The organism is Paracoccus sp. KKT209 (genome assembly GCF_055635455.1).
In genome coordinates, this window is sequence record NZ_CM145758.1 from 1,544,001 (window position 1) to 1,556,568 (window position 12,568).

Genomic DNA, 12,568 nt, shown 5'->3' on the forward strand with positions numbered 1-12,568 from the left:
GCCCATGAACGCACCTATCCGCACCGCACCCATCCGCGTACTGCACATTGGCACCCGCACGATGCAAGGCACGCTGTCCGACATGCTGGACATGGCCATTGGCACCGCCACCGACCCGGCGGAACGCATCGCCGTGGCGCGCTGGATCTCGCAGCAGCTGGAAGCGCAGGCCCGCCATGACTGATCGTGATGAAGCGCAGGCCGAGGTATCGGACGAACGGCTAGACTACCGGCTGCGAGACATGGGCATCCAGTGCTGCGACATCGCGGCGGATCGTCTCGCCGCCCTGCGCGAGAAGCTGGAAGCAGCGGAGTCAGAGCTAAACCGTGCCATGTGCCAGATCGACAGCATGGACGCCGAGGCTGACCGAAGGCACGAGCGCCACCTTGCCGCAATGGATGAGATGCAGATGCAGGCGTGGAACGCGGCGATTGAGGCGGCGGCTCAGGAATGCGAGTGCTTGCATCAGAGTTATGCCCCCTCTCGCTTCCCAGATTACAACCGGGCGGTTACGGAAGGCGCCGCCGCCATCCGCGCCCTACGCCGCCCCGCCAAGACCGCAAGGGAGGGGAACGCATGACCTGCCCCTGCTGCCAATCGCCCCGCCCGCTGTCCGCGACACGCGACGGGCGCCCCTGCTGCGCCGGGTGCGCTGTGCCGAAGGAGACGACATGAAGCTTTACACATACAAGATCGCCGTGGTCCGCGTCATCGACGGCGACACGCTGCTTGCCGACATTGACCTGGGCTTTCACACCACCATCCGCGAGACCATCCGCTTGTATGACGTGGACACGCCGGAGACGTTCGGCCGCTATGCTGAGGAACGCGGCAAGCTGGCAACAGCCTTCACGACGGCATGGGTTGCCGACTGGCCGGAGCTGCTGATGGACAGCCGCCGCTATGACCCGCGCGGCAAATACGGGCGGTGCTTGGGCGAGGTATTCCGCCCCGGTGATCCGGTGTCGCTGAATGCGGCGCTGATCGCTGCGGGGCATGTGAAATGAGGGAGGCGGCATGTCTCTGACGCCGATCTTTGCAAAGGAAGCCACAGCCGCGAAGCTGCTGGACATGACCCCGGCAGACTTCCGGCGACTGGTGGGGCAGGGGGCTTTGCCGCGACCATGCCGCATCGGTGACGTGGAGCGATGGGCAACCGACGACCTGCGCCGTATCAAGACGGGCGAAGCCATGAACAGAGACGAATTCGAAGCATGAGAAAACCGGACCTGCCCTATCTGGAGATCAAGACCGTCAAGGGGCGGGAATACATCTATTTCCGCCGGGCGAAGGTGTATCACCGCCTGCCGGACAACCCCGACACCGAAGAATTCGCGCGCGAGTATTGGGCGATCCGCTCGGGCAAGACCCGGCTGCCGGTCAAGACGACATGGGAACTGCTGGTGCAGCGGTATTACGCCTCCGACAACTTCAAGCGCCTCGCCAAGGGCACGCAGGGCAATTACCGCCGCCACTGCGAGGACATCCGCACCAAGAACGGGCCAAAGGACGTGCGCCAGTTCACCCGCGCCCAAGCCAAGGCCGTGCAGGAAAAGCTGTCGGACAACTGGTCAAAGGCCAATGAACGGCTGGCGGTGCTGCGGCAACTGTGCGCGCTTGCCGTCGATCTGGAATGGATCAAGGCCAACCCAGTCACCGACATCAAGAAACGCAAGGGCGGCAACTATGAGGCGTGGCCCGACGACATGCTGCTTGCCTATGAGGGAGCGGCACATGCGGGAACAGTGGCCCGAACGGTCTATGAGCTTGCCGTGGGCACCGGGCAGCGCCTCGGCGACTGCGTGGCGATGCGGTGGGCAGAGTTCGATGGGGAATTTATGAGCGTCGTTCAGCAGAAAACCGGCACGCGGCTGTGGGTTTATTGCCCGGAGCGGCTGCGGGAATATCTGGCGGGGCTGGAACGGCGCGGGGCGCATATCCTGGCGCTGGACGCCGCGCGGCCCTTGGGCAAGCGGGCTGTGCAGAAGGCCGTTGAGGACGTGCGGGCAGCTATCGGCGCAAGGGCTGGCGAGGGGCGGCTTGTCCCGCATGGCTGGCGCTATACCGCCGCGCGGCAGCTGGCCGAGGCCGGTTGCAGTGATGCCGAGATCCAAGCCGTGACCGGCCACCTGACACTCAAGATGGTGCAGAAGTATCGTGGGCAGGCTGACGGCAAGCGCATGTCAAGACTGGCGCAACGCCGCCGGGAACAGAACAAGAATGATTCGTGAATTGCCGAAATAGAGTGCGAAACTTTATTTGCGCGCCGTGATATGGCTGGACCTGACGCGCAAAATGGTCAATAATTGCAGCATGGTGCGGGTGGAGGGACTTGAACCCCCACGCCTTGCGGCGCCAGAACCTAAATCTGGTGCGTCTGCCAATTTCGCCACACCCGCATCGGCGGCCTCATAGCAAAGGCCGCGGGCCGAGGCGAGGGGGAAAATCACGCCCCCATGTCGCGCAGCACGGCGGGCAGCTGGTCGGGCAGGTCATCCGCGATCAGGCCGGGACCAAAGCGGCGGGCGGCGCGCGCGTGAACAAGCGTCGCGGCCGCAGCGGCCTCCAGCCCCGGCCAGCCGCGCGCCAGCAGTCCCGTAATCATCCCCGCCAGCACGTCGCCCGCGCCCGCCGTCGCAAGCCAAGGCAGGTCCGGGGCCGAATGAACCGCCGCGCGGCCATCGGGGGCGGCGATCACGGTATCGGGACCCTTCAGCAGGACCACCGCGCCCGCGCGGGTGGCGGCCTGGCGCGCCGCATCCAGCCGCGAAAAGGCGGGCCCGGTCAGCGGAGGTTCGTCCAGGCGCTGCGCCAGGTCGGGAAACAGGCGCCCGAATTCTCCCGCATGAGGGGTCAGGACACAGCGGCCGTGGAGGTCGTGGAACGGGTCCGCGCGACCGGCCAGGGCGGTGATGGCATCGGCATCGAGCACCGCCGCTCGGCCCGAGGCCAGCAGCGGCGGCAGCAGGCTTGCGGCCCGGTCGATCCCACAGCCGGGACCGAGGCAGAGGACCGCGATGCGGGCATCCGCCAGCAGCCCCTCCAGATCCTCGGGCCCATCCAGCGCGCGCCGCATCAGCGCATCGGGCGGACCGGCATGTTCCGGCAAGGCCGCGCGCGGCGGGCACAGGGTCACCAGCCCCGCCCCGATGCGCAGCGCCGCGCGCGCCGACAGCCGTGCCGCGCCGCCCTGTGCAGGCCCGCCCGCAACAATCAGGGCGTGACCATGGTCGAACTTGTGCCCCTGAGCCTTGGCCAGGTCCGCAGCTTCGACCCTGGTGGTTGGCGGGCCATCATCCGCGCCCGTCAGCCCCAGATCGACCAGCGCCAGATGGCCACACAGCGCCGGCCCCTGGGACAGGTAGTGACCCGGCTTGGGCCGGTGAAAGGTCACGGTCAGGTCGGCCGGGGCAGGACCTGCGGCCCCGATCACCCGCCCGCTGTCGGCGCAAATGCCGCTTGGCACATCGACCGCCACCAGCCGCGGCGCGGCGCGCAGGGCGGCCAGGGCGGGCGCGAAGGCATCGACAGGCCGCGTCAGCCCGATCCCGAAAAGCGCATCCACGGCAAGGTCGGCAGCAATGGCTTCGGGTACTTCGGGCAGCGCTTCGACGGGCCCCAAGGCCCGCCACAGGTCGTGGTTGCGCCGCGCGTCCGGGGGCAGGGCGGCCGGATCGCCCGCCAGCAGGACGCGCACCTGCCACCCCCGCTCTGCCAGCAGCCGGGCGATGACAAAGCCGTCGCCGCCGTTGTTGCCCGGCCCGCAAAGGACCACAGCCCGCCCCGGCGCCTGCACGAGGTCCGGCCACCGGTCCAGAATCGCCGCCACGACGCCATGCCCCGCCCGCTCCATCAGTGTCAGGCCGGTCACCGTCCCTTGGGCGATGGCGGAAGATTCGATGGCGCGCATTTGGGCGCTGCTCAGGATACGGGTGCCGTGCAGCATGGGATTTGCCTATATTCTACGCAGAGTGACCAAAGTTAGGGCAACTGGCGGGACGGCCTGCATTCCGCCGCACCAAGTTCAAGCTGCCTCATTTACGCCATCCATCAAACGCGCCAATCAGGCGTCAGGCAAGCCGCGAGGAAGGATCAGATGCGATGAAAAAGATCGAGGCGATCATCAAGCCGTTCAAGCTGGACGATGTGAAGGAGGCGCTGCAGGAAGTCGGCGTGCAGGGCCTTTCCGTTACCGAGGTCAAGGGCTTCGGTCGCCAGAAGGGACATACCGAGCTGTATCGCGGCGCCGAATACGTGGTCGATTTCCTTCCCAAGGTGAAGATCGAGATGGTGCTGCCCGACGACCAGGTCGAGGCGGCCATCGAGGCGATCGTCAGCGCGGCGCGCACCGAGAAGATCGGCGACGGCAAGATCTTTGTCCTGCCTGTCGAACAGGCGATCCGCATCCGGACCGGCGAGACCGGCGACGACGCGGTCTGATTGACACCAGGGACCAAGCGGAACGACTGCAGACTCCCGCGCCCGGCCGCCTCGGCCGCCGGGTTGCTACCATGAAGAAAGGGAAGAGATGGAAATCAAGGATGTCTTGAAGCTGATCGAGGAAGAGGATGTCGCCTATGTCGACGTGCGCTTCACCGACCCCAAGGGCAAGCTTCAGCACGTGACCCTGGACCGCGACCTGGTCGACGAGGACTTCTTCGAGGAAGGCTTCATGTTCGATGGCAGCTCGATCGCGGGCTGGAAGTCGATCGACCAGTCGGACATGAAACTGATCCTGGACCCGGCCTCGGTCTATATCGATCCGTTCTATGCCGAAAAGACGCTGTGCGTGCATTGCAACGTGGTCGAGCCGGACACGGGCGAAGCCTATAGCCGCGACCCGCGCGGGACCGCCGCCAAGGCCGAGGCCTATCTGAAGGCATCGGGCATCGGCGACACCGCCTATTTCGGCCCCGAGGCCGAGTTCTTCATCTTTGACGACGTGCGCTATTCGGTGACGCCGCAGAAGGTGTCGTTCCAGATCGACGCCGCCGATGCCGCCTGGAACACCGATACCGAATACGAGATGGGCAACACCGCCCACCGTGCGGCCCACAAGGGCGGCTATTTCCCGGTGAACCCGATCGACACCGCCCAGGACATCCGGGGCGAGATGCTGTCCACCATGAAGCGCATGGGGATGAAGGTCGACAAGCACCACCACGAGGTCGCGACCTGCCAGCACGAGCTGGGGCTGATCTTTGGTGGTCTGGTCGAGCAGGCCGACAACATCCAGAAATACAAGTACGTCATCCACAACGTCGCCCATGCCTATGGCAAGTCGGTGACGTTCATGCCCAAGCCCATGAAGGGCGACAACGGCTCGGGGATGCACGTGAACATGTCGATCTGGAAGGACGGCAAGCCGCTGTTCTCGGGCGACAAGTACGCCGACCTGAGCCAGGAGGCGCTGTATTTCATCGGCGGCATCCTGAAGCACGCCAAGGCACTGAACGCGCTGACCAACCCCTCGACCAACAGCTACAAGCGTCTGATCCCGGGTTTCGAGGCTCCTGTGCTGCGCGCGTTCTCGGCCCGCAACCGGTCGGGCTGCGTCCGCATCCCGTGGACGGAATCGCCGAAAGCCAAGCGCGTCGAGGCCCGCTTCCCCGATCCGGCGGCCAACCCCTACCTGGCCTTTGCGGCGCTGCTGATGGCCGGCCTTGACGGCATCAAGAACAAGATCGATCCGGGCCCGGCCTCGGACAAGGACCTCTACGACCTGCCGCCCGAGGAGCTGGCTGAGATTCCGACCGTCTGCGGCAGCCTGCGCGAGGCGCTGGAGGAGCTGGACAAGGACATGGACTTCCTGCTGCAGGGCGACGTCTTCACCCGCGACCAGCTGGAATCCTACATCGCCCTGAAGTGGGAAGAGGTGTATGCCTACGAGCACACCCCCCATCCCGTCGAATACGCGATGTATTACAGCTGCTGATCGCAGCCTGACGACCAACAGAAAGGGCGGCCCCAGTGGCCGTCCTTTCCATTTGGCCCTATCGGCGCTGTCACGCTTGCGTGACCGCTGCACTGCCCGGAGCGGGTGATACGTGGCTGAAGGCAGGATCAGCAAGATCCCTCACCCCAGCCCGTGGAGATGTCACATGACCCGCTTTGCCCTTGCCGCCGTCCTGGCCAGCCTTGCCGCCGTTCCCGCATCTGCCGGATCGATGGGCATGAACGAACGTCCCGAATTCGTCAGGCCGTCCATGACGGCTATGACCGTCGACCGCCGCGCAGGCGACATCTACGACACGCGCGACCTGGCCCGCCGCGGGTTGTCGGCCAATGACATCGTGCAGGTCACGGCCCTGCCGCGCGGCGGGATGGTCGATTTTTCCAGCCGCAACGGCGGCTGATCCGCCCCGGGCCGGGCAGAGGCCCGGCCCCGAGGCCTCCGATCATTCGGCGGCCAGACCCGTGGCGATCGGGTAGTCGACATAACCCTGCGCGCCGCCCTGGTAGAAGGTCGCAGGATCCTGGTCGTTCAGGGCCAGGCCCCGGCGGAACCGCTCGGGCAGGTCCGGCGTCGCGATGAAGTCGCGTCCGAAGGCCACCGCATCCGCCCGACCCTCGGCCAGCAGCGCCGCCGCCGTCTCGCGGGTCAGGCCCTCGTTGGCGATGACCGGGCCGCCAAAGGCGTCGCGGATGGCGTCCAGCAGGCTGTCCTCGGCCAGGTGTTCGCGCAGGCACAGGAAGGCCACGCCCCGCCGGCCCATCTGCCGGGCGACATGCGTGAACAGGGCGCGCGGATCGCTGTCGCCCATGTCATGCCCATCGCCGCGCGGCGCCAGGTGCACGCCCACGCGGTCCGCGCCCCAGACCCCGATGACCGCATCCGCGATCTCTTCCAGCAGCCGGGTCCGGTTTTCGATCGAGCCGCCATACCGGTCGCTGCGGGTATTGCTGCGGTCCTGCAGGAACTGGTCGATCAGGTAGCCGTTCGCCGCGTGGATCTCGACCCCGTCGAAACCGGCGCGCCGGGCATTGGCCGCGGCCAGGCGATAGGCCTCCACGATCCCGGGGATCTCGTCGGTCTCCAGCGCGCGGGGCGTTGCATAGGGCCGCTTGGGGCGCAGCAGGCTGACATGCCCCGAGGGCTGGATCGCCGAGGGTGCCACCGGCAGCTGCCCGTCCAGCAACTGCGGGTCGGAAATCCGGCCGACATGCCACAGTTGCAGGAAGATCAGCCCGTCGCGCTGGTGGACGGCTTGGGTGACGGCGGACCAGCCCGCGACCTGCTCCTCGGACCAGATGCCGGGGGTCGCCTCATAGCCCACGCCCATCGGCATGACGCTGGTCGCTTCGGACAGGATCAGCCCGGCGCCGGCGCGCTGGCCGTAATACTCCACCATCAGGTCATTGGGCACCCGGGCTTCTCCCGCGCGGCTGCGGGTCAGCGGGGCCATCACGACCCGGTTCTTCAGGGTGACCGCGCCCAGGGTCAGCGGCTCGAACATCGACGACATCGCGTCTTCCTTTCCTTCAACATCTTGGGGGCCGTCTTCGGCCCCCGCTCTGACCTGTAGGTCGGGCCTGCGGATTTCAAGGCAGGCCGGGCTGCCTCAATTCGCCGTCAGCGCCTCGAAACCGGGCCAGATGTGGCGGCAGGCTTCTTCCAAATGACGAGATATGCCTTTATTCCGAAGGCATGGATATCGTTCTGCTGACGACCTTCACCGCCGTCCTGTTCCTGTTGATCGCTGCGGCAGAGCCGTTGGCGGCGCGTCTTTCGCTGCCCTTCAGCGTGATGCTGGCGGCGATCGGAATCATGATCGGCGGCGGCGCGATCTTCTTTCTGCGCACCGACCTGACCGACACGCTGAACCCGATCGCGGAAAGCATCCTGTCGCTGCCGATCCGGTCCAGCGTGTTCATGTACGTGTTCCTGCCGACGCTGATCTTTCAGGCCACGCTGGAGATGAACATCCGCCGGATGCTGGATGACTGGGTGCCGATCCTGACCCTGGCGGTGGTGGCCGTGGTCGTGGCCACCCTGACCATCGGCTATGCGCTGGCCTGGATCGGTGGGCTGCCCCTGATGGTGGGCCTGCTGATCGGGGCCATCGTCTCGACCACCGACCCCTCGGCCGTCGTCTCGATCTTTCGGTCGCTGTCGGCACCGCGGCGTCTGGCCCGCATCATCGAGGGCGAAAGCCTGCTGAACGACGCCGCCGCCATCGCGCTGTTCGGCCTGTTCATGAGCTATGTGATGCTGGGCGTTCCGAACCCGACGCTGCGCGAGGCGCTGGCGCAGTTTCCGGCGCTGATCCTGGGCGGGGCGCTGGCCGGCTGGCTGGTGGCGCGGATCGCGCTGATGCTGATGGGGGTCTTCGGGCGGTTCGAGACGGCGCAGATCTCGGTCTCGGTCGCGGTGCCCTATCTGGCCTATATCGGCGCGGAACAGGTGCTGGGCGCGTCGGGCGTGATCGCCGTCGTGGCGGCCGGGGTGACGCTGAACTTCATGGGACCGGGGCGGCTGGCGCCGGCCTTCTGGGTCAACCTGCGCGAGGTCTGGGGCCTTCTGGCGCATTGGGCCGGGGCGCTGATCTTCATCCTGGCCGCGCTGCTGATCCCGCGCCTGCTGGGCGAGGTGCGGCTGGCCGATCTGGTCCTGGTGGGCCTGGTGGTGCTGGCGGCCTTCGTGGCCCGCGCCATCATCCTGTTCCTGCTGCTGCCGCTGCTGACCGGGCTGCGGCTGTCGCCCCGCATCCAGCGGCCCTACCGCGTCGCGATCATGTGGGGCGGCCTGCGCGGCGCGGTCACCCTGGCGCTGGCGCTGGCCGTGACGGAGAGCCTGCGCGTGCCGGTCGAGACCAAGCGACTGGTCGGCATCCTGGCGACCGGCTTTACCCTCTTTACGCTGATCGTGCAGGGCACCACGCTGCGCGGCGTCATCAGCCTGCTGGGCCTGGACAAGCTGTCGCCCCTGGACCGGGCGCTGTCGAACCAGGTCGTGGCGGTCGCGCTGCAGAGCGTCCGCGAAGGCGTCGCCTCAGCCACCGAGAACTATGAACTGACCCGCGAAACCGTGCGCAGCGAGGCCAAGCGCTTTGCCGAACGGCTGGACGACGCGGTCGAACGCGCCGAGGCCGAGGACAATGCCGAGATCCTGGACCGCGACCGCATCACCCTGGGCCTGATCGCGCTGGCAGCCCACGAGCGTGAGGTGATCCTGCAGCGTTTCCGCGAGCGTGCCATCTCGGCCCGGTTGTCCGAACAGGCGCTGTTCGACGCGGATCGCCTGATCGAAGGCGCGCGGTCGGGCGGGCGCACGGGTTATCAGCGGGCCGCGCGATCCGGCCTCAGCTATGGTCCCGCCTTCCGCTTTGCGGCCTTTCTGCGCAACCGGCTTGGCATCCCGAGCAGCCTGGCCCGCATGACCGCAGACCGTTTCGAGATGTTGCTGGCCAAACGTCTGATCCTGCGCGACATCCACGGTTTCATCGACCGGCGCATCCGGCGCATCCACGGCCGCCGCGTGGCCGAGCTGCTGCACGAATTGCTGAACCGCCGCATCGAGGCCGTCGAGACCGCGCTGGAAGGTCTGCGGCTGCAATATCCGGGCTATGCCGAGGAACTGGAGCGGCGCTTCATCCGCCGGACCGCGCTGCGCTTGGAAGAGCGCGAATACAACGCCCTGCGCGAGGACGGGCTGATCGGATCCGAGGTGCATACCGAGCTGATGCTGGACATCGCCCGCCGCCGCCAGCAGACCGAGCGCCGCCCCAAGCTGGACCTGGCGCTGCGCAAGAACGACCTGGTGCGCCAGTTCCCCCTGTTCGAGGATCTGGACGACGGCGACCTCAAGCGCCTCAGCCGCGAGGTGCGCACCCGATACGTGAACGCCGGCCACCTGATCACCCGCAAGGACACGCCTGCGCGCACGGTCTTTTTCGTGGCCTCGGGCGCGGTCGAACAGGAGGTCGCCGGCCAGACCACCCGCCTCGGGCGCGGCGAGATGTTCGGCCAGATGGGCGTCCTGACCAGCCGCATCCGCCGGGCCGAGGTGCGGGCGATCACGCCGACCAGCCTTCTGATGCTGGACGAGACTGGCTTTCGTCGACTGCTGAAGCGGTCGCCGGCGCTGCGGCAGGCGGTGCGCGACAGCATCGTGGGCAAGGCCTCGGCCGGCGAGGTGCTGCGCCTGCCCGAACTGCAGCTTGACGCGCCGCTTGGCGCGGCCCCATCGACGGGCTAGACAGGCGCTTCACCACCAAGACCCGAGGGTTCCGCATGGACGCCGCCGCCGTTACTGCCTCTGCCACCGCTTCGCGCATCGCCCGCCAGATCGCCGCCGAAATCGCGGCCTCGCCCGCCCAGGTGACCGCCGCCGCAGGGCTGCTGGACGGGGGCGCCACGGTCCCCTTCGTCGCGCGCTATCGCAAGGAGGTGACGGGCGGCCTGGACGACACGCAGCTGCGCACCCTGGCCGAAAGGCTGGCGTATCTGCGCGAGATGGAGGCACGCCGCGCGGCGATCCTGGGCTCGATCCGCGACCAGGGTAAGCTGACCGACGACCTGGCCCGCAGCATCGGGGCGGCCGAGACCAAGGCCGCGCTGGAGGACATCTATCTGCCCTTCAAGCCCAAGCGTCGCACCAAGGCGATGATCGCGCGCGAGAACGGGCTGGAGCCGCTGCTGCGCGCCATCCAGGCCGATCCGGCCCGCGATCCGGCGGCGCTGACCCCGGCCTATGTCCAGGGCGCGGTCGAGACGCCCAAGGCCGCGCTGGAAGGCGCCCGCGACATCCTGGTCGAGGAACTGTCCGAGAATGCCGGGGTGCTGGGGTCCTTGCGCGACTTCATGCGCCGCGAGGCGATCATCGCGGCCCGCGTGGTGGCCGGCAAGGAGGAGGCCGGCGCCAAGTTCAGCGATTATTTCGACCACCGCGAAACCTGGGCCGGCATTCCCGGCCATCGCGCCCTGGCCATCCTGCGGGCGGCCAAGGAAGAGGTCGTGACCATCGACATCTCGCCCGATCCGGAGACGGGGGCTGCGCGGGCCGAGGGGATCGTGGCGCAGGCGCTTGGTCCGGTGGGACAGGGGGCGGGGGCGGACTGGCTGCGGGGCGTGGCGGGCTGGGCCTGGCGCGTGCGGCTGTCGAACACGATGTATATCGACCTGCTGACCGAACTGCGCAAACGCGCGCATGACGAGGCGATCCAGGTCTTTGCCCGCAACCTGCGCGACCTGCTGCTGGCCGCGCCCGCGGGTCCCCGCGCGACGCTTGGCCTGGACCCCGGCATCCGTACCGGCTGCAAGATCGCGGTGGTGGACGGCACGGGCAAGCTGTTGGACACCGCCACCATCTATCCGTTCCAGCCCAAGAACGACCTGCGCGGGGCCGAAGCCACGCTGCTGGCGCTGATCGCGAAACATGGCGTGGACCTGATCGCCATCGGCAACGGCACCGCTAGTCGCGACAGCGAACGCCTGGTGGCGGATGTCCTGAAACACCTGCCCAAGGGCGCGAAGGTGCCGACCAAGGTGATCGTGTCCGAGGCCGGGGCCTCGGTCTATTCGGCGTCGGAACTGGCGGCGAAGGAGTTTCCGGGCCTGGACGTCAGCCTGCGGGGCGCGGTGTCGATCGCCCGGCGGCTGCAGGACCCGCTGGCCGAACTGGTCAAGGTGCCGCCGCAGTCGATCGGGGTGGGCCAGTACCAGCACGACGTGGACCAGCGCCAGCTGGCCAAGACGCTGGAGGCCGTCGTCGAGGATGCCGTGAACGCCGTGGGGGTGGACCTGAACACGGCCTCGGCCCCGCTTCTGGCGCATGTCGCGGGGCTGGGGCCGTCGTTGGCCCAGTCCATCGTCGCGCATCGCGATGCCGGCGGCGCCTTTCGGTCGCGCGCGGCGCTGAAGAAGGTCGCGGGCCTCGGGCCGCGCGCCTTCGAGCAATGCGCGGGCTTTCTGCGGATCCGCGACGGGGACGAGCCGCTGGACGCCTCGGCCGTCCACCCCGAAGCCTATGGCCTGGCGCGCAAGATCGTCGGCGCCTGCGGGCGCGACCTGCGGGCGGTGATGGGCGATCCCACGGCCCTCAAGCGGCTGCGGGCCGAGGATTTCGTCAGTGGCGATTTCGGCCTGCCGACCGTGCGCGACATCCTGACTGAGCTGGAAAAGCCCGGCCGCGACCCGCGCCCCGGTTTCGTCACCGCCAGCTTTGCCGAAGGGGTCGAGGACATCGGCGACCTGCGCCCGGGCATGTCGCTGGAAGGCACCGTGACCAATGTCGCGGCCTTCGGGGCCTTCGTGGATATCGGCGTCCATCAGGACGGGCTGGTCCATGTCAGCCAACTGGCCGACCGGTTCGTCAAGGACCCGCATGAGGTCGTCAAGGCGGGGGACGTCGTCCGCGTCCGCGTGACCGAGGTGGACGTGGCGCGCAAGCGCATCGGCCTGACGATGCGCAAGGACGGCGGCGCCACGGAGCCGCGCCCGGCGCGGTCCGACAAGGCACCGGGCAAGCCGCGCGGCGGGCAGGCGGGCCCAAAGGGCGGTGCCGGGCAGGGCGCCTTTGGCTCGGCCCTGGCCGACGCCTTGCGCAAGCGCTGAAAGGAACGGACC

The 12,568-nt window shown here is 67.9% G+C and carries 12 protein-coding genes and 1 tRNA gene; 10 read left to right on the forward strand and 3 right to left on the reverse strand.

All coding sequences use genetic code 11. The features are described 5' to 3' along the window. Positions 1-4 precede the first annotated feature (4 nt). The 5 genes from ACZ2G3_RS07785 to ACZ2G3_RS07805 all read left to right on the forward strand — a co-directional run bounded on the left by ACZ2G3_RS07785 (position 5) and on the right by ACZ2G3_RS07805 (position 2,232). Positions 5-184: a hypothetical protein gene (locus ACZ2G3_RS07785; RefSeq protein WP_470398884.1), complete on the forward strand. Its 180-nt coding sequence runs from the start codon at positions 5-7 to the stop codon at positions 182-184. Beyond that, complete coding sequence (locus tag ACZ2G3_RS07790) at positions 177-581, forward strand: hypothetical protein (protein WP_470398886.1); 405 nt, start codon at positions 177-179, stop codon at positions 579-581. Before ACZ2G3_RS07785 ends, ACZ2G3_RS07790 begins: the two co-directional genes overlap by 8 nt. Positions 582-672: 91 nt before the next feature. Beyond that, on the forward strand, positions 673-1,008 hold the full coding sequence (locus tag ACZ2G3_RS07795; RefSeq protein WP_470398888.1) for a thermonuclease family protein: 336 nt from the start codon (positions 673-675) through the stop codon (positions 1,006-1,008). Between the two features lie 10 nt (positions 1,009-1,018). Continuing rightward, positions 1,019-1,219, forward strand: coding sequence for a hypothetical protein (locus tag ACZ2G3_RS07800; RefSeq protein WP_470398890.1), 201 nt, complete (start codon positions 1,019-1,021; stop codon positions 1,217-1,219). Continuing rightward, on the forward strand, positions 1,216-2,232 hold the full coding sequence (locus tag ACZ2G3_RS07805) for a site-specific integrase (protein WP_470398892.1): 1,017 nt from the start codon (positions 1,216-1,218) through the stop codon (positions 2,230-2,232). The genes ACZ2G3_RS07800 and ACZ2G3_RS07805 overlap by 4 nt, the downstream gene beginning before the upstream one ends. Before the next feature lie 83 nt (positions 2,233-2,315). Here the strand turns inward: ACZ2G3_RS07805 and ACZ2G3_RS07810 are convergent. Both ACZ2G3_RS07810 and ACZ2G3_RS07815 read right to left on the reverse strand, forming a co-directional pair. Beyond that, positions 2,316-2,400, reverse strand: a tRNA-Leu gene (locus tag ACZ2G3_RS07810). A gap of 47 nt (positions 2,401-2,447) precedes the next feature. Then, positions 2,448-3,911: an NAD(P)H-hydrate dehydratase gene (locus ACZ2G3_RS07815; protein ID WP_470398894.1), complete on the reverse strand. Its 1,464-nt coding sequence runs from the start codon at positions 3,909-3,911 to the stop codon at positions 2,448-2,450. A gap of 191 nt (positions 3,912-4,102) precedes the next feature. Between ACZ2G3_RS07815 and ACZ2G3_RS07820 the strand changes: the two genes are divergently transcribed. From ACZ2G3_RS07820 to ACZ2G3_RS07830, 3 genes are all read left to right on the forward strand, one after another. Further along, the gene (locus ACZ2G3_RS07820; RefSeq protein WP_111301053.1) at positions 4,103-4,441 is read left to right on the forward strand and encodes a P-II family nitrogen regulator; all 339 of its coding nucleotides are present in this window, start codon (positions 4,103-4,105) and stop codon (positions 4,439-4,441) included. 88 nt (positions 4,442-4,529) lie between these two features. Continuing rightward, positions 4,530-5,936 (forward strand): type I glutamate--ammonia ligase, encoded by a 1,407-nt coding sequence (glnA, locus tag ACZ2G3_RS07825; protein ID WP_419267690.1) that lies wholly within the window; start codon positions 4,530-4,532, stop codon positions 5,934-5,936. A gap of 166 nt (positions 5,937-6,102) precedes the next feature. Further along, positions 6,103-6,357, forward strand: a complete 255-nt coding sequence (locus ACZ2G3_RS07830) for a hypothetical protein (protein ID WP_470398896.1) — start codon at positions 6,103-6,105, stop codon at positions 6,355-6,357. A 42-nt stretch (positions 6,358-6,399) separates the two neighbouring features. Here ACZ2G3_RS07830 and ACZ2G3_RS07835 read toward each other — a convergent pair whose 3' ends face one another. After that, positions 6,400-7,467: an alkene reductase gene (locus ACZ2G3_RS07835; RefSeq protein ID WP_470398898.1), complete on the reverse strand. Its 1,068-nt coding sequence runs from the start codon at positions 7,465-7,467 to the stop codon at positions 6,400-6,402. 182 nt (positions 7,468-7,649) lie between these two features. On the opposite strand from ACZ2G3_RS07835, the gene ACZ2G3_RS07840 reads away from it, so the two are divergent. Further along, positions 7,650-10,199 carry a cation:proton antiporter gene (locus tag ACZ2G3_RS07840; RefSeq protein ID WP_470398899.1) on the forward strand — a complete coding sequence of 850 codons (2,550 nt, stop codon included), beginning with the start codon at positions 7,650-7,652 and terminating at the stop codon, positions 10,197-10,199. 35 nt (positions 10,200-10,234) lie between these two features. Beyond that, positions 10,235-12,556 carry a Tex family protein gene (locus tag ACZ2G3_RS07845; RefSeq protein WP_470398901.1) on the forward strand — a complete coding sequence of 774 codons (2,322 nt, stop codon included), beginning with the start codon at positions 10,235-10,237 and terminating at the stop codon, positions 12,554-12,556. Positions 12,557-12,568 lie beyond the last annotated feature (12 nt).